Below are 25686 nucleotides of genomic sequence, written 5' to 3'. Positions count from 1 at the left end.
GCCCCCAGGAACCTTTCAGACCAGCCTGCGGTCGGTGGCCCAGCGGGAGAGCTCGTACCGGTTGGAGAGCTGGGTCTTCCGCAGGACGCTCGACACGTGCGTCTCCACCGTCTTCACGCTGATGAACAGCTCGGACGCGATCTCCTTGTAAGCGTAACCGCGGGCCAGCAGCCGCAGGACGTCGCGTTCCCTCGGGGTCAGCAGGTCGAGCTCGGGGTCGCTGATCGGCGCGGCACCCGGCCGGTCGGCGAACGCGTCCAGCACGAACCCGGCGAGCCGCGGCGAGAACACCGCGTCGCCCTCGCTGACCCGCACGACCGCCTTGACCAGCTCCTGGCTGGAGATCGTCTTGGTCACGTACCCGCGCGCACCGGCGCGGATGACGTTGATGACGTCCTCGGCCGCGTCGGAGACCGACAGCGCGAGGAACGTGACCTCGGGGATCTTGGTCCGGATCTGCCGCAGCACCTCGGCACCGCCCCCGTCGGGCATGTGCACGTCGAGCAGCACGACGTCCGGCTTGTGATGGGCGATGCCCGCCACCGCCTCGCCGACGCCGCCGGCCTCACCGACCACCTCGACCTCGTCGGTGATCGTGTCGAGCTCCGCCCGCACCCCTGCGCGGAACAACGCGTGGTCGTCCACCAGGAACACCCTGACGCTCATGTCCTGGCCTCCGTCTTCCTCGGCATCTCGAGCTGCACCTCGGTCCCCTCGCTCGGCGCGGTGCGCAACCGCACCTCACCACCGTGCCGGGTCATCCTCCCCCGGATGCTGCCCGCGAGGCCATGCCGGTCCTCCGGCACGGTGTCGGGGTCGAACCCCTTGCCCCGGTCGCGCACGAACACCGTGACCTTCTCCGGCTCCACCTCCGCGTAGACGCTGACCTCGGCCACCCCCGCGTGCTTGGCCGCGTTGACGATCGCCTCCCTGGCCGCCTGGACCAGCGGGATCAGCCCGTCCTCCAGCTCGCAGTCGCCGACCACCACCTGGGACACGGCGATCGCGAAGTCGTCCTCCACCTCCGCGCACGCCTGCGCGATGGCCACGCTCACCGTCTGCGGCTGTTCGCCGATCTCACGGCCGTAGAGCCAGCTGCGCAGCTCGCGTTCCTGGCTGCGGGCCAGCCGCTTGACCTCGCGCGACGACTCGGCCTGCTTCTGGATCAGCGCAAGCGTTTGCAGCACGGAGTCGTGCAGGTGGGCGGCGATCTCGGCACGTTCCTCGGTGCGGATGCGCGCCCGGCGTTCGGAGTCGAGGTCGCGCACCAGCCGCACCCACAGCGGCACGGTCAGCACGGCGACGCCGACCAGCGTCGCGAGCACCGAGAGCACGACGGTCGGCAGGTTCTGGATGGAGTCGTTGGCGATCAGGAACGCGGCGACCCCCGCCACGACCAGAGCACCACCCGCCACCGTCCGCACGATCCCCGTCTTCCCCTGCGCCATCGCCCCGTCACGCCACCGGCGCCGCTGGGCCTCGTCCGCCTCCCGCCACACGACAGCGGCACCCACGAGCGCCACGGCGATGGGACCGGTGATCCAGCCGCTCCAGCCGCTCGCGCCACCACCGATCAACCCGGTGAAGACCGCGACCCCGATGCCGACCGCGGCGAGGCCGACGGCCTGCTGCCACTCCTTGCGGTCCTCCTCGGTCTCCGGCTCCGTCTCCGCGGACTGCGGGACGAACATCCAGAGCAGCGCGTAGGCGATGATCCCGACGCCGCTGAGCGCGGCGAACACGGCGAAGACCGCACGCGTCCAGAAGACGGGTGCGCCGACGTGGTTGGCCAGTCCGCTCGCGACGCCCGCGATCACCCGGCCGGTGCGTCGACGGCGCATCGGCTCAATGCGTGCACTCACCACCTGATCGTCACACGTCCCGGCTCGTCGTTCATCAGGGATGACCCCGGTTCCGCGAATCAGGGCTGGTCCCTGATGTGGTTCCCGGCGTGACGGCGCAACCTTGTCATCGTGAGCGGGACTGAGAAGGCAATGCAGGGCGTGGCGGACACGCTCAGGGAGTTCTGGGCCCACCGGCCGGTGCGGCCCCGTGCAGGGCGCAAGCTCGGCGGCGTCGCCACCGGGATCGCCATGCGCTACCAGATCGACCCGGTGATCGTGCGGATCGCTTTCGTCGCGCTCGCGTTGTCCGGTGGCGTCGGTCTGCCGCTGTACCTCGCGGGCTGGCTGGTGCTGCCGGACGAGGGCGACGAGGTGTCGCCGCTCGAGTCGCTGGTCCACAAGGGACAGAGCGCGACGACGCCGGGCAAGACGGTGCTGCTCGGGTTCCTCATGTTCCCCGCGCTCGCCTTCACGTTCGGCAGCGGCGGATTCCAGGTCGTCGTGACACTCGCGGCGGCGGTGGGCGGCGTCTACCTGCTGCAGAAGAACCGCGGGCACCTGCAGCCGGCGACGACGCTGCCCGAGCCACCGCCGGTGCCACCGGTGCCGGGCGCACCGGCCTGGGACCCGCTGGGTGCCGCCCCGTTCGCCTGGGACCTGCCGGAACCGGCACCCGCCCCGGCACCTCCGCCCCCGCCCGCGCAAGCCGCGCATCGGCCTGGCCACGCTGGGCGTGACGATGCTGGTGGTAGCCGGTTCGGCCATCGCGGCGCCGTTCGTGCCGTGGTTCACCGCACCGCACGTCATCGGCCTGGCCATCGCCGTGCTGGCGGCGGGCCTGCTGGTCGGTTCGTTCGCCGGAGGTGGCCGCGGCCTGATCTGGCTGCTGCTCCCGCTGTCGCTGACCGGCTTCGCCGTGACCGCCGTGGACTTCGACGGCCCCGCGACGGTCAGCAGCGTCTCCTACACGCCGAAAACCGTGGAGGAGGTGCAGGACAGGTACGAGATCGGGGTCGGCAGCGTGATGCTGGACCTGCGGCAGATGCCCAGCTCCGGCGAGGTGAAGACGGCCGTCGAGTCCGACCTGGGCGAGCTGATCGTGCACGTCCCGCCGAACGCCGACATCACGTTCACCTGCAACGCCACGTCCATCGGCGAGCTCAACTGCCTGGGCCGCCAGGCGGAGGGCGGCGACGTGCAGGTCGACGGTGAGGACCTCGGCGCCGACGGCGAAGGTGGCTTGAAGATCGACCTGGACGTTCTGACGAACGTCGGAGAGGTGAAGGTGCTCCGTGACTGAGCAGGGCGTGCGCAGGCGGATCGACGTGGTGGGCCTGGTCTTCGGGATCGGCGGGCTGCTGACGGCGGCCTACGTGCTGAGTGACGGGCTGTTCTGGTTCGACCTGCGGTGGGCGCTGGGAGGGACGGCGATCCTGGTGGGTGTGGTCCTGCTGACCAACTCGCTGAGGCGACGGCAGCGCTGACCCAGATGCCACGCGGGGCGCTTTCGTACGATCGACTCGTACGGAAGCGCCCCGCGTGGCGTTCAGCAGGAGGGGTCACTCCCACTCGATGGTGCCCGGGGGCTTCGACGTCACGTCGAGGACGACGCGGTTGACCTCGGCCACCTCGTTGGTGATGCGGGTCGAGATGCGCTCCAGCACCTCGTACGGCAGGCGGGTCCAGTCGGCGGTCATCGCGTCCTCGGACGAGACGGGGCGCAGCACGACCGGGTGGCCGTAGGTGCGGCCGTCGCCCTGGACGCCGACGCTGCGGACGTCCGCGAGCAGCACGACCGGGCACTGCCAGATGGTGCGGTCGAGGCCGGCGAGGGTGAGTTCCTCGCGGGTGATCGCGTCGGCCTGGCGGAGGGTCTCGAGGCGGTCGTGGGTGACCTCGCCGATGATGCGGATGCCGAGGCCGGGGCCGGGGAACGGCTGGCGCTGCACGATGGTCTCCGGCAGGCCGAGCTCGGTGCCGACGCGGCGGACCTCGTCCTTGAAGAGTGCGCGCAGCGGTTCGACGAGCTCGAACTGCAGGTCGTCCGGCAGGCCGCCGACGTTGTGGTGCGACTTGATGTTCGCGGTGCCGGTGCCGCCGCCGGACTCGACGACGTCCGGGTAGAGCGTGCCCTGGACGAGGAACTTGTAGTCGCCCTCGGCCTTGAGGTCGCGCTCGGCCTGCTCGAACACGCGGATGAACTCGCGGCCGATGATCTTGCGCTTTTCCTCCGGGTCCGTGACGCCGGCCAGCGCGTCGAGGAACCGCTCGCGCGCGTCGACGGTCACCAGGCGGATGCCCGTGGCGGCCACGTAGTCGCGTTCGACCTGGGCGCGCTCGCCGGCGCGCAGCAGGCCGTGGTCGACGAAGACGCAGGTGAGCCGGTCGCCGATCGCGCGCTGGACCAGGGCGGCGGCCACGGCGGAGTCGACGCCGCCGGACAGGCCGCAGATGGCCTTGCCGTCACCGATCTGCTCGCGGATGCGGGCGACCTGCTCGTCCACGATGGACGAGGTCGTCCACTGCGGACGCAGGCCCGCGATGTCGTGCAGGAACCGGCGCAGCACCTCCTGGCCGTGCGGCGAGTGGTGCACCTCCGGGTGGTACTGCACGCCGGCGAAGCGGCGCTCGGTGTCCTCGAACGCGGCGACCGGCGCGCCCTCGCTGGTCGCGGTGACCGTGAAGCCCTCGGGAGCCTTGGTGACGGCGTCGCCGTGGCTCATCCACACCGGGTGGCTCGCGGGCAGCTCGGTGTGCAGCGCGCCCGCCTCCGCGGTGACGCCGAGGTCGGTGCGGCCGTACTCGCGGGTGCCGGTCTGTGCGACCTCGCCGCCGAGCGCGCGGGCCATCGCCTGGAAGCCGTAGCAGATGCCGAAGACCGGGACGCCGGTCTCGAACAGCTTCGGGTCGACCTGCGGCGCGCCGTCGGCGTAGACGCTCGACGGGCCACCGGACAGAACGATGGCCAGCGGGTTCTTGTCGAGGATCTCGCTCACCGTCGCGGTGTGCGGGACCACCTCGGAGTAGACCTGGGCCTCACGCACGCGGCGGGCGATCAGCTGCGCGTACTGGGCGCCGAAGTCGACGACGAGAACAGGGCGGTTGCTGGTGTCGGACACGGGCTAAGGATGTCATGCGCCGCAGGTCGGGCGCCTACCGGTCGCCGGGTGGGGAGGCGAACCGGGGCGGAGGGCCTGGTGTGGGAACGGGTTGCGGGCAGCGGTGAGGTTGGCCACGCGGGGGTGCGGGGAGGAGGTGGGGGGTGGCGCCGGGCGGGTGCGGCGAGGCGTGGCTGCGGACAGTGGGGCGGCACGGGTGGGCCTGCGTTGAGACGCCGTCTGCTTCTGGGTGGCGCCGTCCCGAAGGCAGACGGTGTCTCAGCGCGTACCAATTGGCGGTCAGGGCTTAACGTGAGCCCATGGACGCGTTCACGCCACAACCGAGGCCGTGCTGGATCGCCGGCCGTCCCGAGCAGGGCGAGCAGGCGTTGGCGGTGTTCCACCCGTTCGACGGCACCGAGGTGGCCTCGGTCGCCGTGCCGAGCGCCGACCAGGTGGAACGCGCCGTCGCCGCTGCTCACGACGTGGCCCGCGAGTTCCGCAGAACGCCTGCGCACGTGCGGGCGAAGGCGTTGGCGCAGGTGTCCGAGGTGCTGGCCGGGCGGGCGGAGGAGATCGCCGAGACGATCACCGCGGAGAACGGCAAGCCGCTGCGGTGGGCCGAGATCGAGGTGCAGCGGGCGGTGAACACGTTCCGCTTCGCGGCCGAGGAGGCGCGGCGGTTCAGCGGTGGGCTGCAGCGGCTCGACACCGATGCGAACGGTGAGAACCGGATGGCGGTCGTGCGGCACGTGCCGCGGGGGCCGGTGCTGGCGGTGGCCCCGTTCAACTTCCCGCTGAACCTGGTGGCGCACAAGGTCGCGCCGGCGCTCGCGGTGGGGGCGCCCGTGGTCGTGAAGCCCGCGTCGGCGACGCCGTTGAGTGCGTTGCTGCTGGGTGAGATCCTCGCCGAGACCGAGCTGCCGGAGGGCGCGTTCTCCATCCTTCCCGTGCGGGGCAAGGACATGGAGAAGCTCGTCACCGACGAACGGCTGCCGGTCATCTCCTTCACCGGGTCCACGAAGGTCGGCTGGTCGCTGATGGAAGCCGCGCCGCGCAAGCACGTCGTGATGGAGCTCGGCAGCAACGCGGCCGCCATCGTCTGTCCTGATTGGACGGACTTGGACTTCGCGGCGCAGCGGATCGCGACGTTCGGCAACTACCAGGCCGGGCAGTCGTGCATCGCGGTGCAGCGGGTGATCGTGGACCGTTCGCACGTCGAGCAGTTCGTGCCCAAGCTGGTCGAGAAGGTCAGCGCGCTCAAGACCGGCGACCCGCACGACCCCGAGGTCGAGGTCGGGCCGTTGATCGACGAGGACAACGCGCGCCGGGTCGAGGAGTGGGTGCTGATGGCCACCGACGCGGGCGCCAAGGTGCTCACCGGCGGCAAGCGGACCGGGACGACGGTCGAGCCGACCGTGCTCACCGACGTGCCGGCGGACGCGAAGGTGTGGCGCGAGGAGGTATTCGGGCCGGTGCTCGTCGTCAGCGTGGCGGACGGTGTGGAGGACGCGTTCGCGCAGGCCAACGACACCAGGTACGGGCTGCAGGCCGGCGTTTTCACGCGGGACGTGCAGGTCGCGTTCGAGGCGGCGGCCGAGCTGGAGGTCGGTGGCGTGATCATCGGTGACGTGCCGTCCTACCGCGCCGACCAGATGCCCTACGGCGGTGTGAAGGGCTCGGGCACCGGGCGCGAGGGCGTCCGGTCGGCGATGGAGGACTTCACCGAGGAACGGGTGACCGTCCTGACCAACGTCGCCCTATAGCCCCTGGGCGAACGCCAAGACGCGGTCCGGGTCGTAACGGCGGCGCACCTTCCGCAACCGCGGGAGGTTGCCGCCGTAGTAGGCAACGGCCCAGTCCGGCATCTCCGGGTCGATGTAGTTGACGTACCCGGTGGTGCCGGTGCCGAGCCCGTCGCGCAACGACGCCAGGATCCGCCTGCCCTCCGCCTCGGTGCGCCCGTCGACGACGTTCACGTAGCACTGCGCGCTCGCCAGAGCGCGCCGGTGCGGGAACGCCGTGGCGTCCGGCGCGACCCGGCCCAACGCCCCGCCGAACGAGTCGAACTGGATCCGGTACCCGCTGCCGCCCTGCAGCAGCTCGTCCACCCGGGAACCCGGCACGTGCTCGTACGCCATCCGCGACGACGCCACGAACGCCGCACCGGTCTCGTCGCCACCCGCGTAAAAACGCATGGCCTCCAGGTAGGTCATCTCCTCGACCACCCGCTGGGTACCGGCGGGCATCCGGTCCAGCAACGGGTGCAGGTCCTTCGCCGGTCCGAGGTACGTGCCGCCGACCGCGGTGCTCGTCGGCGTGCCGGACAACGTCTCGCAGATCGCCCACAGCTCGTCGGGAGCGTCGGAGAACCACTCCTGCCACGCGTCGACCACGTCGGCGGTCGCCCCGGCCGGGTACAGCAGCAGGAAGCGGGTGACGTCCGGCGCGGGCACGCTGCGGAACGTGAACGACGTGACGATGCCGAAGTTGCCACCACCACCGCCGCGCAGCGCCCAGAACAGGTCAGGCTCCTGCCGCTCGGACACCGTGCGCAGGCAGCCGTCCGGCGTGACGATCCGCGCGCTGAGCAGGTTGTCGCAGGTCAGGCCGTACTTGCGGCCGATCACGCCGATGCCGCCACCGAGCGTGAGCCCGCTGATGCCGACCGACTTGCACGTCCCGCCCGGTACCGCCCGGCCCTGCGCGCCGATCGTCTCGTAGAAGTCGCCGAGCCGCACACCCGCGCCGACCTGGACGTCCGTGCCGTGGAAACGCACGTTGGTCAAGGCGCTCACGTCCACGACCAGGCCGTTCTCCGGCACCGAGTAGGCCGCGTAGCTGTGCTTGCCGCTGCGGGCGGCGACCGGGATCCGTTCGTGCGAGGCGAAGTCGAGGCACGCCTGCACGTCCTCCGCCCGCACGCAGCGGGCGATCGCGGCCGGCCTGCGGTGCGCGTAGACCGTGTTGAACGGCAACCGCAGCGTGTCGTAGCCGCTGTCCTGCGGCAGGACGAGGCGGTCGCCCAGCCTGCGCCGCAGCCTCTCCCAGTTGGTCTCCGCCATCGCGGGGGTACCTACCCCCGTTCCCGCGACGGCAAGCCCGGTCCCCCGTAAGAAAGTCCTTCTCGTCATCCCCATGTGGTCCAGTTCACCAGCCGAGCGCCCGGCGCGTCACCCGATCGTCGCCAGCTGTTCCGGCCACGTGACCGTCAGGCCTGACCAGACGGCCGCCGCGCACCAGGAACCCCGGTCCGGCGACGCGTGAACCCACGATCAGCTCGCCGCCGTCCGTGGTCAGCGGCGAGCCGGTGTAGGCGAACGGGGTGAACAGCTTGCCCGAGTCGATGCCCTCGCCCGATTCCAGCGCACGTTGCCGGTGCGCGCGCTCGTCGTCGTTGCCCGGCACCAGAAACCGCATGGTCGCGCCGGTGATGCGGAGGTTCTCGTCGGCGGCGGCACCGCGTTCGACGTTGTAGGACTCCAGCAACCCGGGACCCGCCTCACCGTTGCGGTCGGCCGCGATCTTCCACGCCGCGTTGTCCGCGTCGCAGATCCCCGAGTTCAAGCCGCGCGCGCCGAACGGGCTCATGACGTGCGCCGCATCGCCCGCCAGCAGAACCCTGCCGACCCGGAACCTCGCCGCCCGGCGCTGGTGGAAGCGGTACGTGGACTGCCAGACGACCTCGAACGGCTTGTCGCCGACGATCGCGCGGACGTGCTCATCGGTGAGCGTGACGTCCTCGGCGACCTGCCAGTCGATCCGCCACACGCCGTCCGGTTGCGGGTGCAGCAACACCTGCCGGCCCCGATTCCACGGCGGGTCGAAGTAGAACCGGCGTTCGGGCGCCGGGAAGTCCAGGTCGACGCGCACGTCGGCGATGATGAACCGGTCGTCGAACGAGAAGCCCTCGAACGGGATCCCCAGCAGGCGCCGCACGGTCGAATGCGCGCCATCCGCTGCGATGCAGTGGGTTCCGCCGATTCCGTCCGATGTGGACACACCGTTGTCGTCCTGCCGCAAACCGATGACCTCGTGGCCGTGGCGCAGCTCGATCAACGGCTCGGCGCGGACCCGTTCCTCCAGCAGCCGCTCGACGACGGTCTGCGGGGTGTTCACGAACGGCGGAAACCCCTCGGCCTCCGGGAACGTCAGCGTCGCCACCTCGCGGTCGCGGTGGTAGGTGCGGCCGGTGTACCAGGTGACGCCGGCGTCGGCCACGGCCTGCCCGACGCCGACCCGTTCGAGGATCTCCAGCACGTCGCGCTGCACGCAGATCGACCGGCTGCCGGCCAGGGTGCGCCCGGCCGCCTTCTCCAGCACCGCGCTGGGCACGCCGGAGCGGGCCAGCAGCAGCGCCGCCGTCAGCCCGACCGGTCCGGCACCGACGACCAGGACGGTCATTGCAGGGCGTCCCAGACCGCGCGGTCGCGTCCGGCCGTCCAGATCTCCGGCCAGTCCTTGCCGTCGCACTCGTCCCAGTAGCGCTTCACGTCGAACGGCAGGCAGTGCTCGAAGATCGGCCAGCGCCCGTACCGGTGCACCAGCGCCTGGTGCGCCTGCTCGAAGGCCTCCTTGAGCGTGCCGCCCGCCGCGTGCACACCGCCGACCGTGCGGCGCAGCTCGTTCAGGAAGTGCCTGCTCTGGGCGATCGCGGCCTCGACCTCGATCCGGTCGCGCGCCACCTTGCCGCGCCCACCGACCAGCACCTCGGCGCCGAGGTCCGCCACGTTGTCCAAAGTGGACGTCGCCCACTCGTCGTGGAACGCGTCGCCGGTGTAGAGCGCGGCCTGCGACTCGACCAGGTCGCCCGCGAAGAGGATCCGCTGCTGCGGCAGCCACGCCACGATGTCACCGGCGGTGTGGCCGCGGCCGAGGTGCTGCAGCACCAGGTCACCGCGTTCGCCGCCGAGCGGGATCGTCATCCGGTCGGAGAACGTGAGCGTCGGCCAGGTCAGCCCTGGGATCTCCGCCGGCTGCTCGAACAGCCGCGGCATGCGGCCGTACTCGCTCTCCCAGTCCTGCTGACCGCGTTCGGCGATCAGCACCCGTGTCATCTCGTGCGCTACGACCTCCTGCGCGTCGAACGCGCTGGCGCCCAGCGTGCGGACGGCGTGGTAGTGGCTCAGCACGAGGTAGCGGACCGGCTTCTTGGTGTGCTTGCGCAGGGTCGTGAGCCAGCGGCGCGCGGCCGCGGGTGTGGCGCGCGCTTCGAAGCAGATCAGGAAGTCCTCGGCTTCGACCGCCCCGACGTTGGGGTCGCCTTCGGCGGTCAGGGTGTAGACGCCCTCGGCGAGCTCGACGAAGACCTCGTCCTTGGGGGCGAGGTCGGCGCTGGAGGCAAACGGCTTGGTGGCCATACCTCCACGGTAGCCAGATGATCCAGCTCAGGACACCTTCACGATCGGCAACCGCAGGGCGGCCGGAGCGTGCTCGGGAACCGCCGGGTTCGCCGGCTTCGTCGGGTTGATCCTGCGGTAGGCCTCGCCCTGGGCCGGCCGCTGGTCCTGCTCACCCTTGTTCGGCCACAGCGAGAACGCCCGCTCGGCCTGCGCGGTGATGGTGAGCGACGGGTTCACCCCGAGGTTCGCGCTGATCGCCGCACCGTCCACAACGGACAGTCCGGGGTAGCCGTGCACGCGGTGGTACGGGTCGATCACGCCGTCGGCCGCGGTCGACGAGATCGCGCAACCGCCGATGAAGTGCGCGGTCAGCGGGATGTTGAACAGCTCGCCCCAGGTACCGCCCGGGATGCCGTCGATGTGCTTGGCCGCCAGCAGGTTCGCCTCGTGGCCCGCCGGGATGAACGCCGGGTTCGGCTCGCCGTGGCCCTGCTTGCTGGTGAGCTTGCCGCGCTTGAGGAACGTGGTGATGGAGTTGTCGAGGCTCTGCATCACCAGCAGGATGACGGTGCGCTCGCTCCACTTGTGCACGCTCAGCAGCCGCAGCAGCTTCAGCGGGTGCTTGACCGCCTCCTTGAGGAACTGCAGCCAGCGCGGGGTGCTCGCGGCGCCGTCGGTCGCGAGGGTCTGCAGCAACCCCATGGCGTTGCTGCCCTTGCCGTAGCGCACCGGCTCGATGTGCGTGATCTCGTCCGGGTGGATCGAGCTCGTGATCGCGACGCCCCTGGTGAAGTCGTGCTCGGGGTCGACGGTGTAGCGCGCGGCCCCGATGATCGACTCCGAGTTGGTGCGGGTGAGCTCGCCGAGCTTGGCCGAGATCTTCGGCAACGTGGTGGCCTTCGCCTTGTGCAGCAGCTGCTGCGTGCCCCAGGTGCCCGCCGCGAGCACGACCTGGTCGGCGGTGAACGTGGCCTTGGCGCGACCGCCGGTCTGCTTCGCCCCGATCGTCCACCGGCCGCCGGACTCGGTCAGCTCGGTGACCGTGGTCAGCGGGAAGACCTTCGCACCCAGCTTCTCCGCGAGGTAGAGGTAGTTCTTGACCAGCGTGTTCTTGGCGCCGACCCGGCAGCCGGACATGCAGCTGCCGCACTCGGTGCAGCCGGTCCTGGCTGGTCCGGCACCGCCGAAGTAGGGGTCCTCGGCCGGCTGGCCGGGTTCGCCGAAGAAGACGCCGACGGGCGTGGGGTGGTAGCTGTCCTCGACGCCCATGTCCTTCGCGACCTTCTGCATGACGAGGTCGCTCGGGGTGGTGCTCGGGTTCGTGACCACGCCCAGCATCCGGCTCGCCTGGTCGTAGAACGGGTCGAGCTCGGCCTGCCAGTCGGTGATGTGCGCCCACTGGCGGTCCTCGTAGAACGGCTTGAGCGGACGGTACAGCGTGTTCGCGTACACCAGGCTGCCGCCGCCGACACCCGAGCCGGCCAGCACCATCACGTTGCGCAGCAGGTGGATGCGCTGGATGCCGAAGCACTTGAGCTGCGGCGCCCACAGGTACTTCTTGAGGTCCCAGCTCGTCCTGGCGAACTCGTCGTCGGCGAAGCGGCGGCCTGCCTCGAGCACGGCGACGCGATAGCCCTTCTCGGTCAGCCGGAGCGCGGCCACGCTCCCGCCGAACCCGGAGCCGACGATGACCACATCGAAGTTACCGGCGAGTTCACCCATGTACCGGAGAGTAGGCGTTACTTCCGGTAACGCCTAGTCCCTCATCGGTTCAGAGTCAGAGGACCAGGCCCTCGATGACCCAGACCATGAACGCGACGACCAGCGCGGTGATCACGAGCCCACCGCAGATGAACAGGACCAACGCCTTCCAGCCGATGCCGGTGTCGTCGTCCTCGGCGGGTTCCTCCGCGGGTTCGTCCTCGAGCTCCTCCGCGGGGGGTTCGTCCGACGTGTGGTCGTCGAGCTCCGGTCCACCGGCCGTGCCCGCACTGCGGTCGCTACCGAACAAGGCATCCAAATCCACGCAGAGATGGACGCACGGGACACCGGTTCGGTTGCAAGATCAGCTCTGTGCCCAGGCCGCGATCGGCAGGCTGAGGTAAACGCCCACGTCGAGCAGCCCGGTGGCGTTGGTGACCGCCTCGCACAGACCGTCGACGCGCTCCTGCCGGTTGGCCGCGCGACTCTCGAAGTACTTGGACCTGACCTCGACAACGATGTCCACGCCGTTCGAGTCGAACGGTCCGCGTGGCCGGAACCGCAGCTCCACGTCGCCGGGCTGGAGGTTGCCGTCATAGGGCTCCTCCGGGCACTCGACCGCCAGTGAGACGGCGTGCGGCAGGGTCGCGGCCAGGTCCTTCAGCAGGGCGTGGGAGATGTGGGGGGCGTACGTGATCTCGACGAGCGGCACGCAGATCAGCAAACCAGAAGGGCGCGTCCCAACCGGAACGCGCCCTTCCGCAGCAATCCGTTCAGCCGCGAATCGTCAGCCGCGGATGGTCAACCCGACCTTCTGGAACTCCTTGAGGTCCGAGTAGCCGGTCTTCGCCATGGCCCTCTTCAGCGCGCCGAACAGGTTCGTCACGCCACGCGGGTCGGACGACGGCCCGAAGAGCAGCGTGCGCAGGTCGAGCTCCTGGTCGACGGCCTCGGCGACGAGGCTGCGCGGCACTGACGGGTGTGCCGACGACGCGGTCCAGTACAGGCCCTGGCCGGGTGCCTCGGTCGCGGCCGCGAGGGGCTCGCCGAGCATGACGGCGTCGGCACCGCAGGCGATGGCCTTGGCCACCTCGCCGGAGGTCTGCATGCCACCGTCGGCGATGACGTGCACGTACCGGCCGCCGGTCTCGTCGAGGTAGTCGCGCCGGGCGGCCGCCGCGTCCGCGATGGCCGTGGCCATCGGCACGCCGATGCCGAGCACCGAGTCCGTGGTCGTGACGCCGGGCGAGTAGCCGTAGCCGACGATCACGCCCGCCGCGCCGGTGCGCATGAGGTGCATGGCCGTGCGGTAGTCACCGACACCGCCCGCGATCACCGGGACGTCGAGGTCCGCGATGAACGACTTCAGGTTCAGCGGCTCGCCACCGCGCGACACGTGCTCGGCCGAGATGATCGTGCCCTGCACGACCAGGATCTCCACGCCCGCGGCCAGCAGGTCCGGCGTGAGCTCGGCGGCGCGCTGCGGGCTGACCCGCGCCGCGACCGTGACACCCGACTCGCGGATCTGCTTGATCGCCTCGGCGACGAGGTCCATCCGCAGCGGGGCCGCGTGCAGCTCCTGCAGCACCTTGACCGCGGCGGCCGGGTCCTCGTTGTCCTCGGTGGCCTGCACGAGGCGGAACAGCGCCTCCTCCACGTCACCGTGCCGGGCCCAGAGGCCCTCGGCGTTCAGCACGCCGAGCCCGCCCAGCTCGCCGATCGCGACCGCCGTGCCCGGCGACACGATGGCGTCCGTCGGGTGGGTGATCAGCGGGATGTCGAAGCGGTAGGCATCGATCTGCCACGTCGTGGAGACGTCCTTCGACGACCTCGTCCGGCGTGACGGGATGATCTCGATGTCGTCCAGCTCGTAGGCCCGCCTCGCGGTCCGGCCCATGCCGATCTCGACCAGATCGCGCACCTGTGGTTCCTCTCCCAAGCTCTTGGCGGTCTTACTAGCGAGTTGTGTAGTTCGGGGCTTCGACGGTCATGGTGATGTCGTGCGGGTGCGACTCCTTGAGCCCCGCCGCCGTGATCCGCACGAGCTGCTGGTCCTGCAGCTCGGCGATCGTGCGGGAGCCCGTGTAGCCCATCGCCGCGCGCAGACCGCCGTTGAGCTGGTGCACGACCTGCGACAGCGGGCCGCGGAACGGCGTGCGGCCCTCGATGCCCTCGGGGACGAGCTTGTCCTCGTTGAGCACGTCGTCCTGGAAGTAGCGGTCCTTCGAGAACGACTTGTTCTCGCCGCGCGACTGCATCGCCGCCAGCGAGCCCATGCCGCGGTAGGTCTTGAACTGCTTGCCGTTGACCAGGATCAGGTCGCCGGGCGCCTCCTGGGTGCCCGCGAGCAGCGAGCCGAGCATCACGGCGGACGCGCCGGCCGCGATGGCCTTCGCGATGTCGCCGGAGTACTGGATGCCGCCGTCACCGATCACCGGCACACCGGCGGGACGGCAGGCCAGCGACGCCTCGTAGATCGCGGAGATCTGCGGCACGCCGACACCGGCGACCACGCGCGTGGTGCAGATCGAGCCGGGGCCGACACCGACCTTCACGCCGTCCGCACCCGCGTCGATCAACGCCTGGGCGCCGGCCCGCGTCGCGATGTTGCCGCCGACGACGTCCGTGGAGTCGCCGAGCTCCTTCTTGATGCGGGCGACCATCTCCAGCACGCCACGCGAGTGCCCGTGTGCCGTGTCGACCATCAGCACGTCCACACCGGCGTCCGCGAGCGTCATCGCGCGGACGAACGAGTCCTCGCCCACACCCACGGCGGCGGCGCACAGCAGGCGGCCGTCCGGGTCCTTGGTGGCGTTCGGGTACTGCTCGGTCTTCACGAAGTCCTTGACCGTGATCAGGCCCTTGAGCTTGCCGTCACCGTCGACGATCGGCAGCTTCTCGACCTTGTGCCTGCGCAGCAGCCCCAGCGCCGCGTCGGCCGACACGCCGACCTGCGCGGTGACCAGCGGGCCGTTGGTCATGACCTCGCTGACCTTCTTGCTGTGGTCGAGCTCGAACCGCATGTCGCGGTTCGTGATGATGCCCACCAGCTTGTTGTTCTCGTCGGTCACCGGCACGCCGGAGATGCGGTAGCGGGCGCACAGCGCGTCGACCTCGGCCAGCGTGGCGTCCGGCGAGCACGTGACCGGGTCGGTGACCATGCCGGCCTCGGACCGCTTGACGGTCTCCGCCTGCCGGGCCTGGTCCTCGATGCTCAGGTTGCGGTGCAGCACGCCGATGCCGCCCTGCCGCGCCATCGAGATCGCCATCCGCCCCTCGGTGACCGTGTCCATCGCCGCACTGGCCAGCGGGATCTTGAGGGTGATGTTGCGCGAGATCCTGGTGCTCGTGTCGACGCCGCTCGGGACGACGTCCGACTCGGCAGGCAGCAGGAGCACGTCGTCGAAGGTCAATCCCAGCATCGCGAACTTGCTCGGGACTCCGTCAGCGTTGAGCTCGCTGGTCATGGCGGGTGGCATGCCTTCCGTCGTGCGGTCACCTCCCGTCCCTGCGTCCGGTTTCCGCAGGCGGAGGCGGTGCTGCCCATGGTATCTGGACGTATCCCGGGGTACGGCGGGTACCGTGCGGGGTCGTGCCGCACGACGCGTTGCCACCAGACCCCTTCGCGGGCGACCCGGAAGACCCCGCGCGGGCTCTCGGTGAGCCCGACCACCACGACCACCCCCCGATGGACGACGAGGAACGCGCCGAACTGGTCAGCGACCTCAGCGACCTGGCCGTCTACCAGGCCCTCCTCGAACACAGAGGTGTCAGGGGCATCGTCGTGGACTGCGGCGAGTGCGAGGAACCGCACTACCACGACTGGGCACTGTTGCGAGCCTCACTCGAACAGCTCCTCGCGGACGGCCGGATGCGGCCGCACGAGCCGGCGTTCGACCCGGATCCCGGGGCCTATGTGAGCTGGGAGTACTGCCGCGGGTACGCGGACGGGGTGACGGCGACGGAGTCGGCGCGCTGAGGTCTGTCCGGAATGGGCGGGTTTTCACCCGGACGAGGTGACCGAGGTCGCGGGGTGACGTTGGTCGCGCTCGTCCGAGCGGTTCACCCCAGCGGGTCCCAGTGCCCGGCGTAGCGCAGCAGGGACCGGGCGAGGTCCGGATGCGCCGCCGCCCAGGTGCTGTCGAACAGGTACCACTGCTGGTGGCCGAACGTGTCGTCGATGTGCATCGCCAGCTGGGCGACGTGGTCGGCGACGTGCAGCTTGGACAGTCCGGGGTCGCGGCCGTCGGTCAGCGGGGCGTCGCGAGGAGGGCCCGGCCACGGGTCCCCGTCGAGGTTGAACCCCGGCCACCGGTTGCAGCGGTCCAGCGCGGGGCCGACGGTGGTGTCGCCCGGCTCGGTCAGTGCCCTGAGCACCTGCAGTTCCGGGTCCCAGTCCGGGTCCGGTTCGACGGCGCGCAGGTGCGCGGGCAGGTTGCCCAGTGCGACGCCGGGGAACTCCCACGGCGTCGTGATGGCGAGTGACTCACCGTCGTAGAAGGTCATGATCACGGCGTACGTCGACGTGTCGTCCGTTCCCGGCTCACCGGCGCGGGCCACGGGCACGGACGGCGTGAACTCGGTCGCCGTGCCCGCGGTGGCCGGGAGGGGCCAGTCCTCGTGCAGCAGGTAGGCGAGGCGATCGGGCGATTCAGCGACCGCGGTGTCGTCGAAGAAGTAGTAGGCCAGCTCGACCTCGTCGTCGTCCGTTCGCACGCGCAATGAGTGGTCGTCGAGCCGGATGTAGTCGTCCCCGCCTTCGACGTACAGGTGCTCGTGCAGCGCCGCGCGCAGCTCGTCCGTGGACGTGGGTACAGGGAGGTCGTGCTTGGCGGCGGCGTCGAAGATGGTGGCCAGGCCGTACACGTCCACGCCCAGCTCGCGCTCCACCACCGTGTCCGGGTCCGGGTCCCGCCAGTTGCGCTGGAACCAGGCCAGCACGGAGTCGTCGGGCAGGCGGCGGACCAGTTTGCTCAGCGGGCCCTCGTAGTGGGACCGGTACACGAAGAACATCGGTGGAGCGTAGAAGGCGGGTACGACAGGGCCGGCCTGCCGCCGAACGGTCCATCCGGGTCACCCGGAAGTCATTCCACGCGAGCTGTGAACGCCCCCTGACCTCGGCGAAGTCAGGGGGCGTTCACACCGTGTCTCACATGGTCGGCCGGACGATCAGTTCGTGCCCGAGGAGTCGCCCTCGTTGGTCCCGGTCGACCCGATCGTCTCCCCGGTGCCGGGTTCCGGCGCGGGCGGCGGAGGCGGGGGCTCTTCGCCGTTCGAGGTCGGGTCCGGGGGCGGGGGCGTCTCCGACGACGTGGTGGTCGGCGGCTGCGACACGGAGGTTTCCGTGGTCGGCGTCGACGACGGCGTCGTGGGGTTCGTGCTCGGCTGCGTCGGCTGGGTCGCGACCGGCGGTGGCGTCGTGGGGGACGTCACCGAGGTGTTCGTGTCGAGCTCCTTCTCGAGCTCCTTGTGCTTCTCCTCCAGCTGGGCCTTGCCGTCGTCGGTGTTGACGGAGCCCAGGCTGGCCTCGATCTTGTTCAGCTTCTCGCGGGCTTCGCTGACCTTGCCCTCGCGCAGCGCCAGGCGGGCCGACTCGAGGTCGGTGTTGATGATGGCCGCTGCCTCGATGGACTTCGCGTGCTCGGAGTAGAGCACTCGGGTGAGGCCCCAGAGCGCGTCGCCCGGCTGGGCGTCGCGGGCCACGAGGCTCACGCCGGTGAACGCGATGGCCAGCACCGCGGCGGCGCTCGCCAGTGGGATCAGGAAGCGGTGCCTGTTCACCGGCTGCGGGCGGGCAGCCTGGATCGTGGCGATGGCGGTGTCGGTGTCGACGAGCTCGCCGAAGGGCTCGGTCTCCACCTCATGCCGCCACGCGAGCAGCAACGCGTTCAGCTCGTCGTCGACCAGTGCGCCGGCCGCACCCGGTGTCGCGGACCCCAGTGCGTCCAGCAGCCGGTCATCGGCCTGTACAGCCGAAAGATCATCTGCGACGGGTTCGTGCGGGGCTCTATCGTCCTGTCCGCGCACTTCCTCGTCGTCCTTCCCGTGTTCGTCGGCCACTCAGACCACCTCCTCCGCTGCCAGCGACTTGCGAAGCCGAGCCAGCGCACGGTGTTGCGCCACCCGGACCGCACCCGGCGTCGAACCGACCGCCTCGGCAGTTTCCTCGGCGGAGAGTCCGACCACCACCCTCAACAGCAGGATCTCCCGCTGCTTCTCCGGCAGGACCCGCAGCAGGACGGCCATCCGGTCGGAGAGTTCGCCCTGCATGGCCCGCTGCTCAGGACCGGCTTCGGTCTCCGGCGCGTCGGGAACCTCAGGAACGGGTTCGGAGCGGTTCCTGGCGGCAGACCGATGTGCATCGGCAACCTTGTGCGCCGCGATCCCGTAGACGAACGCGAGGAAGGGCCGACCCTGATCGCGGTAGCTGGGCAATGCCGTGAGCACCGCGAGACACACCTCCTGGGCCACATCGTCCGCCGAAGCGAAGCTCCGCTCCTGCCTGCCAACTCTGGCGCGGCAGTACCGCACCACAAGAGGACGAATGGAGGCCAGCAGGCGTTCGATCGCCTGGCGGTCGCCGTCGACGGCCGCGCCCACTTCGGCGTCCAGTCCGTCCCCCAAGTTGGTCATCGCAGACAACAGCCCTGGTGTTACTCGTTGGCGTACCGACATGGAACAACACGAGTCACCCGCAGCGACTCGGAGCAGCAGGTCTCACCGTACCGGTCAGAGCGCCGATTGTTCATCAGTGGGGTATGGACACCCCGCGTGACCGGCTGACGCGCCGAACGGCCGCAGCCCGGCGACGGAGTCACCGGGCTGGGGGATTGCGGCTTACTGCACGAACACGTGATGCGGGTTACTGCACGAGACCGCGCCGGAAACCGTGCGCGACCGCCTGAGCGCGGTCACGAACACCCAGCTTGCGGAACAAGCGGCGGGCGTGCGTCTTGACCGTGTCCTCCGAGAGGTAGAGCTCGCGGCCGATCTGACCGTTGCTCTTGCCCTGGCTCATGCCGCGCAGCACCTGGAGCTCGCGCTCCGTGAGCTGCACACCGGGGTCGGAGGGCTGGCGCGGTGCGGGCACCGAGGTGCTGGCGAGCGTGTGCGCGAGGGCTGCCACAAGCTCGGGGCGCGACGCGTCCCACCTCAGGTAGCCGCGGGCGCCACCGGCGATCGCGGCGGCGATGCTGCCCGCGTCGTCGGGGGCTCCGAACACGATGACGTTTGCCTGCGGGTTCGCGGAGACGAGCCGGCGGGTTGCTTCCACCCCGGTCGGGACGGCGCGCTGGGTTCCCACCAGTACGACGTCGACCGGCTGCCTGGAAAAGCGAGCCAACAACTCGTCACCGTGCGCTACGCAGTCGATGCGGCTGACCCCGGGGACAGCCGACATCACGCGGGTGAGACCCTCACGCACACTGCGCCGGTCGTCGCAAATAAGGACCGTGGTCACGGGGACTCCTTTCCTGCAGCCGAGTGACGTTCCATATCCCCTATCGGACGCTGGTGGCCCGACCTTGACACGATCCGGTGCTTAATCCGTCAAGAAGTTCGCCTGAGGGTCTGCGTTCGGGGGTTCCCCGGAACGGAGCAGCCCGGTCGGGATCCAGGGGGACTCGAAGGCGACCTGTCGGCTCACGGGGGCCGCTCTCCGCAACACGCAGCTCAGAGCCTCGATAGCCCGGTCGGTGGCGCGTGCGTCCACCGTGGGGGCATGGCCCGCCAGGACGAGAGCGCTCGGCCAGATCAACGGATGAAGCCCCTTCATCGCACTGTGATTTAGGTCACACCCAACCAGATCAACCCCTCTTTTCAGGCCGTCGGGTGTCCCCCACACCACCAACGAGGTGCCCAGCACGAGTGCCGACTTGATGGCGTGCCGCACCGCACCGGCCCCCGTCGCCACCCCGTACGCCTCCTCGGCGGGAGCCACCGCGTCGTGCGCGCGGCCGGAGGCGAGCTCGACCTCCGCGGTCACCCAGCCGAGCCGGACGGAACTCCGCCAGGACCGGGTCTCCCCGACCTGGGCCAGCAGCCGGCGGGACTCGTGCGGCCGCCCCGCTCCGATCGCATCGGCGGCGAGCCCGAGCAGGGCGTCGATCCGGGCGCCCAGTGCGTCGGCTCCATCAGGGTCCCCCGCATCCGTGTCACTCACACGGGCAATTGCCAAGCCGTCCAGTCCGCGCGCGAGGTGGTGCGCACCGAGCTGACGGTGGTGCGACGCGCGCGTCGACAGCGCGAGAGAGGCGATCACCGGGTCCGGGTCGTGACGGAGCGCGTCCAACACGGTCGCCGCCGCGGCGTAATGGCCCTGCCCGCCGAGCACGACGGCGGCGAGCCACCGCACGCGCGAAGAAGAGGAAGCGAGCGCTCCCCACACGTCGAGATCGGGTGAGTCGCCGAAAGCGGCCCGGCGCAGCTCGTCTTCCCCAGCTTCCACGAGGACGGAGTCTGCCGTCAGGTGACGGCGGCCTCCACCGCGGCCACCGCGTCAGCGAGGTCCTCGACCCGCTCGGCCGGCGCCGGCACCATCCCGCGCCGCCATCCCGGCCCGCCGACGAACAGCCGGACCTGCTGCCGGGTCCTCGGCACCGCGGCCGCACCCCCGGATCGGCGTACCTCGGCAGCTGCGCCCACAGCACCACCGCCGACGGCGCGGTCCTGCGCACCGCGGCCGCCAGCGCGTCCACGGGCAGGGCCGCCCCGAGCTGGCGAACGACGATCCCGCGTTGCGCCAGCTCCGCCGCCAACGGGTAGAGCGGAAGGTTGTGCCTCTCCTCCGGCATGCACGCGAGCAACACGGGCCGGTGGTTGCGCCCGAGGGTGACGAGCGGGGTCGCACGCACGAACGACGCGACCACGCACTCGTTCAACAGGTGCTCGACCTCCACCCCGGCACCCGACAGCTCCCACCGCGCCAACACGGCGGTCAGCACCGGCCGCACGACCTCGTTCCAGGTGAAGATCACGCCGTCGGCGGCGAGCGAGTCGGCGAGCATCCCCTGCACGGCGATGGAGTCCATCGCGAGCGCCGCCCGGCCGAGTCCGCGGGCGAGCCGGGAGGCGCCCGGCATCTTCAGCCCGCGGCCACCCGCCGGTGCGGCGGGAACCTCGCCGCGCGTCATCGAGGCCTTCGAGTCGAGCGCGAAACGAGCCGCTTCAGCCGATGAGGCGCCACGAAGAAGAGCGCGCTGCATCAGCTCCAGCCGGGCCACGTCCCGAGGCCCGTACTTGCGGTGCCGCCCGACCGTGTGGCCGCTCGGCCCGAGTCCGTAGCGCCGGTCCCAGGTGCGCAACGTCGCCGGCGCCACACCGAGCCGCCTGGCCACCGCCGCCACGGACAGGAGGGGCTCACCCGTGTGACTACCGGCAGGTCTGCGCTCCGGCTGGGTCATCACGGGAGCCATGTTCCGTTCACCTCATCCGGGCGGCAACTCCGGGCGGTGAGTGATCGACCACGCGTGCCGTCACCCATCAGTTGATTTGGGTCTTCAGCCTCTTGAACAAGTTTTGACGCGGTTCTACGGTGGATCATCGTTAAGCCGAATGGAGCAGTCGTCACGGAGGCGGTCTCGATGGCGGACACCCGAAGGCTCCCCGGTCCCAACGCAGATCTGTGGGACTGGCAGATGCGAGGTTCATGCCGGGGCATGGACAGCGCGTTCTTCTTCCACCCCGACGGTGAGCGGGGTCCGGCGAGAGCCCGGCGGGAAGCTCGCGCCAAGGCAGTCTGCCTGGCCTGCCCGGTGCTGGAGATGTGCCGCAGGCACGCGCTGGCCGTGCAGGAACCCTATGGGATCTGGGGCGGGCTCTCGGAATCGGAGCGCGACCACATCATCAAGGCCCGCAAGCGCCAACTGGCGATCGTCTAGACAACAGAATCGGGTCGGCACCACACGAACGGTGCCGACCCGATTCTGTTCGAGCTCACATCTCGCGAGTCACCTGTCCCGCCGGAGGCGGGACCAGGAACTCAGTGGCCGTGCCCGTGACCGTGGCCGTGTCCGGCCGAGGCGGGCTCGTCCGCCTTCTTCTCCACGACGGCGCTCTCGGTCGTGAGCACCATGCGGGCGATGGAGGCGGCGTTCGCGACAGCCGAACGCGTGACCTTGACCGGGTCGATGATGCCCTGCTCCAGCAGGTCGCCGAACTCGAGCTTGGCGGCGTTGATGCCGAAGCCCCAGTCGCCCTCGCGGACCTTGTTCACCACGACGGCGCCTTCGAGGCCGGCGTTCGCGGCGATCCAGAACAGCGGCGCGGACAGGGCCTTCGCGACGAGCGCGACACCCGTGGCCTCGTCACCGGTCAGGCCCAGGCCGCCGTCCAGCACCTTGGAGGCGTGGACCAGGGCGGAGCCACCGCCGGGGACGATGCCCTCCTCGACCGCGGCCTTGGTGGCGGCGACCGCGTCCTCGATGCGGTGCTTGCGCTCCTTGAGCTCGGTCTCGGTGGCGGCGCCGACCTTGATCACGGCGATGCCGCCGGAGAGCTTCGCGAGGCGCTCCTGCAGCTTCTCGCGGTCCCAGTCGGAGTCCGTGGCCTCGATCTCGCGGCGCAGCTGCTCCGCGCGGCCGGCGATGTCGGCCTTGGTGCCGCCGCCGTCCACGATCGTGGTGTCGTCCTTGGTCACGACGACGCGGCGGGCGGAGCCTAGCTGGTCGAGCGTGGTCTCGGACAGCTTCAGGCCGATCTCCGCGGAGATCACCTCGCCGCCGGTGACGACCGCGAGGTCGTCCAGGAACGCCTTGCGGCGGTCACCGAAGAACGGCGCCTTCACGGCGACGACCTTCAGGGTCTTGCGCACGGCGTTGACCACCAGCGTGGACAGGGCCTCGCCCTCGACGTCCTCGGCGATGATCAGCAGCGGCTTGCCGGCCTCCGCGACCTTCTCGAGGATCGGCAGGACGTCGGCCAGCGCCGAGATCTTCTCGCGGTGCAGCAGGATGCGGACGTCTTCGTAGACGGCCTCCTGCGCCTCGAGGTCGGTCGAGAAGTGCGTCGACACGTAACCCTTGTCGAACTGCACGCCCTCGGTGATCGCGAGCTCGGTCGCCAGCGTCGAGGACTCCTCGACGGTGATGACGCCGTCCTCGCCGACCCGCTCGATGGCCTCGCCGAGCAGCTGGCCGATCGACTCGTCCCGCGAGGAGACGGTGCCGACCTGGGCGATGTTGTCGCGGCCCTTGACCGGGGTGGCCTTGGCCTTCAGCGCGTCCACGACGGCGTCGGAGGCGGCCTGGATGCCACGGCCGAGCGCGGTCGGGTTGGCGCCGGCGGCGATGTTGCGCAGGCCTTCCTTGACCAGGGCCTGCGCCAGCACGGTGGCGGTGGTGGTGCCGTCACCGGCGACGTCGTTGGTCTTGGTGGCGACCGACTTGGCGAGCTGCGCGCCGAGGTTCTCGAACGCGTCGTCCAGCTCGATCTCGCGGGCGATGGTCACGCCGTCGTTGGTGACCGTCGGGCCACCGAACTTCTTGTCGAGCACGACGTGGCGCCCGCGCGGGCCAAGGGTGACCTTGACCGTGTCCGCGAGCTTGTTGACGCCGCGCTCGAGCGCCCGACGAGCGTCCTCGTCGAAGCTGATCTGCTTGGGCATTGCCTCAAAGCCTCTCTAAGTAGCGAAACGCCCCGGAAGCCCCGGGACGGGGCCGCCGGGGCGTCATGCGAGACAGCCGCAGTCGACTAGTTGACGACGGCCAGCACGTCGCGAGCGGAGAGGATCAGGTACTCCTCGCCGTTGTACTTGACCTCGGTGCCGCCGTACTTCGAGTAGATGACGACGTCGCCGACAGCGACGTCCAGCGGGACGCGGTTGCCCTTGTCGTCGATGCGGCCGGGGCCCACCGCGAGGACCTTGCCCTCCTGGGGCTTCTCCTTCGCGGTGTCCGGGATCACGAGGCCGGAGGCAGTGGTCGTCTCGGCCTCGGAGGCCTGAACGACGATCTTGTCCTCGAGCGGCTTGATGTTCACGCTCACCGGGATGACCTCCACGGGTCGTTGGCAGGTTCGAATAAACGGCTCCTGCCACCCCGCCGTCGCGGGGGTCGGGGCGGTGCTGGTGCCGTGCAATTGGCACTCTACCCATGAGAGTGCCAACGCTTCAACGAGGGTCCCGAACCACTCACCCACCGGGAGCCGTATTCAGTGCATGTCCACGTTGACGCGCCGAACGCTGCTGCTCGCCGGAGTGGCCGGTGTCACAGCGTTCTCGGCCGCCGCGTCCGCCACCCGCACTGACCCTTTCACACTGGGTGTGGCCTCGGGTGACCCGACACCCGACGGAGTGGTGTTGTGGACCCGGCTGGCCCGCGACCCACTCGCCGGCGACGGGCTGGGCGGCATGCCGAACCGGCCGTCCGAGGTGTTCTGGCAGCTCGCCGACGACGACCGGTTCACCCGGATCGTGCAGCAGGGCTCCACCGCGGCTCGACCGGAGGACGGGCACAGCGTCCACGTGGAGCTCACCGGACTGCGGCCGGGCCGCGAGTACTTCTACCGGTTCAAGGCCCTCGGCCACCTCTCCCGCACCGGCCGCACCCGCACGGCACCCGAGCCGGGGGCGCTGCACGTGCCGCTGACGATGGCGTTCGCGTCGTGCGCGCAGTTCGAGCACGGCTACTTCACGGCCTATCGACGGCTCGCCGAGGACGAACCGGACCTCGTGCTGCACCTGGGCGACTACACCTACGAGTACGAGAGCGGCATCCACGTCGCACCGCAGGGCAACGTCCGCCACGTCGAGGGACCGACCACCGTCACGCTCGCCGACTACCGCCGCCGCCAGGCGCAGTACAAGGCCGACCCGGACCTGCAGGCCGCGCACGCCGCCGCGCCGTGGTCGGTGGTCTGGGACGACCACGAGGTCGACAACAACTGGGCCGGGCTGCTGCCGGACAAGCCGCAGCCGGACTTCCCCGCCCGCCGGGCCGCGGCGATCCAGGCCTACTACGAGAACATGCCGATCCGCAGGTCACCGCGGCTGTACCGGCGGATCCGGTGGGGCGAGCTCGCCACGTTCCACCTGCTCGACACCCGGCGGTACCGCACCGACCAGGCCTGCGGGGACGGTCTGCAGCTCTGCCCCGAACGGCTGGAGCCGTCCCGCACGATGCTCGGCGCGCAGCAGGAGGAGTGGCTGTTCAACGGCTTCCGCGACTCCACGGCCCGATGGGACGTCTTGGGCCAGCAGGTGTTCTTCTCGCAGTACGACTACATCCCGGGTGACGTCGACAAGTTCCTCCTCGACGCGTGGGACGGCTATGTGGCCGGCCGCGACCGGGTGGTGGCGGGGTTCGCGGACGTGCGCAACCCGGTCGTGCTCACCGGCGACGTGCACGCGGCGTGGGGCGCGGAGGTGAAGCAGCGCTGGGACGACCCGTCGTCGCCGACGCTCGCGACCGAGCTGGTGACCACGTCGATCACGGCCGGCGGCGACGGCTCGGAGGAGTATGCGGAGACGTCGTCGTGGCTGCGGGAGAACCCGCACGTGAAGTACTTCAACAACCGGCGCGGCTACGCCCTGACCCGGTTCACGCCCGACGAGCTGCGGACGGACTTCCGCGGGCTCGACTTCGTGACCAGGCCCGGCTCTCCCGTGCGCACCAAGGCGTCGTTCGCGGTGGAGGACCGAGTTCCAGGGCTTCACAGGCTCTAGGCGAAGCGTTCACCTGGTATCCATCCTGGTGCGTGAGGGTC

General features: G+C 70.3%; 27 protein-coding genes and 2 pseudogenes. 8 read left to right on the top strand and 21 right to left on the bottom strand.

Features of this window, described 5'->3' with window-relative positions; all coding sequences use genetic code 11:
• Positions 1-15: 15 nt before the first annotated feature.
• Positions 16-666 carry a response regulator gene (locus BBK82_RS18030; RefSeq protein WP_030471971.1) on the bottom strand — a complete coding sequence of 217 codons (651 nt, stop codon included), beginning with the start codon at positions 664-666 and terminating at the stop codon, positions 16-18.
• Positions 663-1841, bottom strand: a complete 1179-nt coding sequence (locus BBK82_RS18025; RefSeq protein WP_083268017.1) for an ATP-binding protein — start codon at positions 1839-1841, stop codon at positions 663-665. The genes BBK82_RS18030 and BBK82_RS18025 overlap by 4 nt, the downstream gene beginning before the upstream one ends.
• Positions 1842-1994: 153 nt before the next feature.
• Here BBK82_RS18025 and BBK82_RS56285 point away from each other — a divergent pair.
• Positions 1995-2147 (top strand): annotated as a pseudogene (locus BBK82_RS56285) (PspC domain-containing protein); the annotation flags it as partial.
• On the opposite strand, the gene BBK82_RS56280 reads toward BBK82_RS56285, so the two are convergent.
• The gene (locus BBK82_RS56280; protein WP_335618137.1) at positions 2099-2296 is read right to left on the bottom strand and encodes a hypothetical protein; all 198 of its coding nucleotides are present in this window, start codon (positions 2294-2296) and stop codon (positions 2099-2101) included. The pseudogene BBK82_RS56285 and the gene BBK82_RS56280 overlap by 49 nt on opposite strands.
• 281 nt (positions 2297-2577) lie before the next feature.
• On the opposite strand from BBK82_RS56280, the gene BBK82_RS54160 reads away from it, so the two are divergent.
• Positions 2578-3144, top strand: coding sequence for a hypothetical protein (locus BBK82_RS54160; protein ID WP_237048532.1), 567 nt, complete (start codon positions 2578-2580; stop codon positions 3142-3144).
• Complete coding sequence (locus tag BBK82_RS18015; RefSeq protein WP_065916033.1) at positions 3137-3328, top strand: hypothetical protein; 192 nt, start codon at positions 3137-3139, stop codon at positions 3326-3328. Before BBK82_RS54160 ends, BBK82_RS18015 begins: the two co-directional genes overlap by 8 nt.
• Positions 3329-3403: 75 nt before the next feature.
• Here the strand turns inward: BBK82_RS18015 and guaA are convergent, their stop codons facing one another.
• On the bottom strand, positions 3404-4963 hold the full coding sequence (gene guaA / locus BBK82_RS18010; protein WP_065916032.1) for a glutamine-hydrolyzing GMP synthase: 1560 nt from the start codon (positions 4961-4963) through the stop codon (positions 3404-3406).
• A 299-nt stretch (positions 4964-5262) separates the two neighbouring features.
• On the opposite strand from guaA, the gene BBK82_RS18005 reads away from it, so the two are divergent.
• The gene (locus BBK82_RS18005) at positions 5263-6708 is read left to right on the top strand and encodes an aldehyde dehydrogenase family protein (protein ID WP_065916031.1); all 1446 of its coding nucleotides are present in this window, start codon (positions 5263-5265) and stop codon (positions 6706-6708) included.
• On the opposite strand, the gene BBK82_RS18000 is transcribed toward BBK82_RS18005, so the two are convergent.
• The 8 genes from BBK82_RS18000 to guaB all read right to left on the bottom strand — a co-directional run bounded on the left by BBK82_RS18000 (position 6703) and on the right by guaB (position 15452).
• Complete coding sequence (locus BBK82_RS18000; RefSeq protein WP_237048240.1) at positions 6703-8007, bottom strand: FAD-binding oxidoreductase; 1305 nt, start codon at positions 8005-8007, stop codon at positions 6703-6705. The genes BBK82_RS18005 and BBK82_RS18000 overlap by 6 nt on opposite strands.
• Before the next feature lie 85 nt (positions 8008-8092).
• Positions 8093-9346 carry an FAD-dependent monooxygenase gene (locus BBK82_RS17995; RefSeq protein ID WP_065916029.1) on the bottom strand — a complete coding sequence of 418 codons (1254 nt, stop codon included), beginning with the start codon at positions 9344-9346 and terminating at the stop codon, positions 8093-8095.
• A complete protein-coding gene (locus tag BBK82_RS17990; RefSeq protein WP_065916028.1) occupies positions 9343-10302 on the bottom strand; it encodes an MBL fold metallo-hydrolase in 960 nt (319 codons plus the stop codon). The genes BBK82_RS17995 and BBK82_RS17990 overlap by 4 nt, the downstream gene beginning before the upstream one ends.
• Positions 10303-10329: 27 nt before the next feature.
• Complete coding sequence (locus BBK82_RS17985) at positions 10330-12006, bottom strand: FAD-dependent oxidoreductase (RefSeq protein ID WP_065916027.1); 1677 nt, start codon at positions 12004-12006, stop codon at positions 10330-10332.
• Between the two features lie 55 nt (positions 12007-12061).
• Positions 12062-12295 (bottom strand): hypothetical protein, encoded by a 234-nt coding sequence (locus BBK82_RS17980; protein ID WP_065916026.1) that lies wholly within the window; start codon positions 12293-12295, stop codon positions 12062-12064.
• 54 nt (positions 12296-12349) lie between these two features.
• On the bottom strand, positions 12350-12697 hold the full coding sequence (locus tag BBK82_RS17975; RefSeq protein ID WP_065921159.1) for a hypothetical protein: 348 nt from the start codon (positions 12695-12697) through the stop codon (positions 12350-12352).
• Positions 12698-12772: 75 nt separating this feature from the next.
• Positions 12773-13906, bottom strand: a complete 1134-nt coding sequence (locus BBK82_RS17970; RefSeq protein WP_065916025.1) for a GuaB3 family IMP dehydrogenase-related protein — start codon at positions 13904-13906, stop codon at positions 12773-12775.
• A 34-nt stretch (positions 13907-13940) separates the two neighbouring features.
• Positions 13941-15452: an IMP dehydrogenase gene (gene guaB / locus BBK82_RS17965; RefSeq protein WP_065916024.1), complete on the bottom strand. Its 1512-nt coding sequence runs from the start codon at positions 15450-15452 to the stop codon at positions 13941-13943.
• A gap of 125 nt (positions 15453-15577) precedes the next feature.
• Between guaB and BBK82_RS17960 the strand changes: the two genes are divergently transcribed.
• Positions 15578-15964: a DUF5319 domain-containing protein gene (locus BBK82_RS17960; protein ID WP_065916023.1), complete on the top strand. Its 387-nt coding sequence runs from the start codon at positions 15578-15580 to the stop codon at positions 15962-15964.
• Positions 15965-16047: 83 nt separating this feature from the next.
• Here the strand turns inward: BBK82_RS17960 and BBK82_RS17955 are convergent, their stop codons facing one another.
• The 6 genes from BBK82_RS17955 to BBK82_RS55805 form a co-directional block, all read right to left on the bottom strand.
• Positions 16048-16998 (bottom strand): hypothetical protein, encoded by a 951-nt coding sequence (locus BBK82_RS17955; protein WP_065916022.1) that lies wholly within the window; start codon positions 16996-16998, stop codon positions 16048-16050.
• A gap of 156 nt (positions 16999-17154) precedes the next feature.
• Positions 17155-18045, bottom strand: a complete 891-nt coding sequence (locus BBK82_RS17950; protein ID WP_065916021.1) for an anti-sigma-D factor RsdA — start codon at positions 18043-18045, stop codon at positions 17155-17157.
• The gene (locus BBK82_RS17945; RefSeq protein ID WP_030471987.1) at positions 18046-18618 is read right to left on the bottom strand and encodes a sigma-70 family RNA polymerase sigma factor; all 573 of its coding nucleotides are present in this window, start codon (positions 18616-18618) and stop codon (positions 18046-18048) included.
• Positions 18619-18847: 229 nt separating this feature from the next.
• Positions 18848-19444 carry a response regulator transcription factor gene (locus tag BBK82_RS17940; RefSeq protein WP_030471988.1) on the bottom strand — a complete coding sequence of 199 codons (597 nt, stop codon included), beginning with the start codon at positions 19442-19444 and terminating at the stop codon, positions 18848-18850.
• An 81-nt stretch (positions 19445-19525) separates the two neighbouring features.
• Positions 19526-20431, bottom strand: a complete 906-nt coding sequence (locus BBK82_RS17935; RefSeq protein WP_065916020.1) for a hypothetical protein — start codon at positions 20429-20431, stop codon at positions 19526-19528.
• A 17-nt stretch (positions 20432-20448) separates the two neighbouring features.
• Positions 20449-20583, bottom strand: a complete 135-nt coding sequence (locus BBK82_RS55805) for a hypothetical protein (protein WP_257785507.1) — start codon at positions 20581-20583, stop codon at positions 20449-20451.
• A 231-nt stretch (positions 20584-20814) separates the two neighbouring features.
• On the opposite strand from BBK82_RS55805, the gene BBK82_RS54155 reads away from it, so the two are divergent.
• On the top strand, positions 20815-21267 hold the full coding sequence (locus BBK82_RS54155; protein WP_237048531.1) for a hypothetical protein: 453 nt from the start codon (positions 20815-20817) through the stop codon (positions 21265-21267).
• Here the strand turns inward: BBK82_RS54155 and BBK82_RS54150 are convergent.
• Positions 21201-21386: pseudogene (locus BBK82_RS54150) on the bottom strand (MerR family transcriptional regulator); the annotation flags it as partial. The gene BBK82_RS54155 and the pseudogene BBK82_RS54150 overlap by 67 nt on opposite strands.
• Before the next feature lie 180 nt (positions 21387-21566).
• On the opposite strand from BBK82_RS54150, the gene BBK82_RS17925 reads away from it, so the two are divergent.
• Positions 21567-21863: a WhiB family transcriptional regulator gene (locus tag BBK82_RS17925; protein ID WP_053737328.1), complete on the top strand. Its 297-nt coding sequence runs from the start codon at positions 21567-21569 to the stop codon at positions 21861-21863.
• Between the two features lie 101 nt (positions 21864-21964).
• On the opposite strand, the gene groL is transcribed toward BBK82_RS17925, so the two are convergent.
• Positions 21965-23587: a chaperonin GroEL gene (groL, locus tag BBK82_RS17920; RefSeq protein ID WP_065916018.1), complete on the bottom strand. Its 1623-nt coding sequence runs from the start codon at positions 23585-23587 to the stop codon at positions 21965-21967.
• 86 nt (positions 23588-23673) lie between these two features.
• Positions 23674-23967: a co-chaperone GroES gene (gene groES, locus BBK82_RS17915; RefSeq protein WP_030478362.1), complete on the bottom strand. Its 294-nt coding sequence runs from the start codon at positions 23965-23967 to the stop codon at positions 23674-23676.
• Between the two features lie 172 nt (positions 23968-24139).
• Between groES and BBK82_RS17910 the strand changes: the two genes are divergently transcribed.
• A complete protein-coding gene (locus BBK82_RS17910; RefSeq protein WP_065916017.1) occupies positions 24140-25645 on the top strand; it encodes an alkaline phosphatase D family protein in 1506 nt (501 codons plus the stop codon).
• Positions 25646-25686: the final 41 nt, after the last annotated feature.

Source organism: Lentzea guizhouensis, assembly GCF_001701025.1.
GTDB classification, from domain to species: Bacteria; Actinomycetota; Actinomycetes; order Mycobacteriales; family Pseudonocardiaceae; genus Lentzea; species Lentzea guizhouensis.
The sequence above is the reverse complement of the archived record's forward strand: the minus strand, read 5'-3'. Positions and strand labels throughout refer to the sequence as shown.

Excerpts from the sequence above, each read along its gene's own strand:
- BBK82_RS18005 (WP_065916031.1), top strand. The coding sequence starts at position 5,263 with ATGGACGCGTTCACGCCACAACCGAGGCCGTGCTGGATCGCCGGCCGT.
- BBK82_RS17945 (WP_030471987.1), bottom strand. The coding sequence starts at position 18,618 with ATGACCAACTTGGGGGACGGACTGGACGCCGAAGTGGGCGCGGCCGTC.
- BBK82_RS56280 (WP_335618137.1), bottom strand. The coding sequence starts at position 2,296 with ATGAGGAACCCGAGCAGCACCGTCTTGCCCGGCGTCGTCGCGCTCTGT.
- BBK82_RS17985 (WP_065916027.1), bottom strand. The coding sequence starts at position 12,006 with ATGGGTGAACTCGCCGGTAACTTCGATGTGGTCATCGTCGGCTCCGGG.
- groL (WP_065916018.1), bottom strand. The coding sequence starts at position 23,587 with ATGCCCAAGCAGATCAGCTTCGACGAGGACGCTCGTCGGGCGCTCGAG.
- BBK82_RS17995 (WP_065916029.1), bottom strand. The coding sequence starts at position 9,346 with ATGACCGTCCTGGTCGTCGGTGCCGGACCGGTCGGGCTGACGGCGGCG.
- BBK82_RS17925 (WP_053737328.1), top strand. The coding sequence starts at position 21,567 with ATGGCGGACACCCGAAGGCTCCCCGGTCCCAACGCAGATCTGTGGGAC.
- BBK82_RS17910 (WP_065916017.1), top strand. The coding sequence starts at position 24,140 with ATGTCCACGTTGACGCGCCGAACGCTGCTGCTCGCCGGAGTGGCCGGT.
- guaB (WP_065916024.1), bottom strand. The coding sequence starts at position 15,452 with ATGACCAGCGAGCTCAACGCTGACGGAGTCCCGAGCAAGTTCGCGATG.
- BBK82_RS18000 (WP_237048240.1), bottom strand. The coding sequence starts at position 8,007 with ATGGCGGAGACCAACTGGGAGAGGCTGCGGCGCAGGCTGGGCGACCGC.
- BBK82_RS17955 (WP_065916022.1), bottom strand. The coding sequence starts at position 16,998 with ATGTTCTTCGTGTACCGGTCCCACTACGAGGGCCCGCTGAGCAAACTG.
- BBK82_RS17990 (WP_065916028.1), bottom strand. The coding sequence starts at position 10,302 with ATGGCCACCAAGCCGTTTGCCTCCAGCGCCGACCTCGCCCCCAAGGAC.
- BBK82_RS18025 (WP_083268017.1), bottom strand. The coding sequence starts at position 1,841 with ATGCGCCGTCGACGCACCGGCCGGGTGATCGCGGGCGTCGCGAGCGGA.
- BBK82_RS18030 (WP_030471971.1), bottom strand. The coding sequence starts at position 666 with ATGAGCGTCAGGGTGTTCCTGGTGGACGACCACGCGTTGTTCCGCGCA.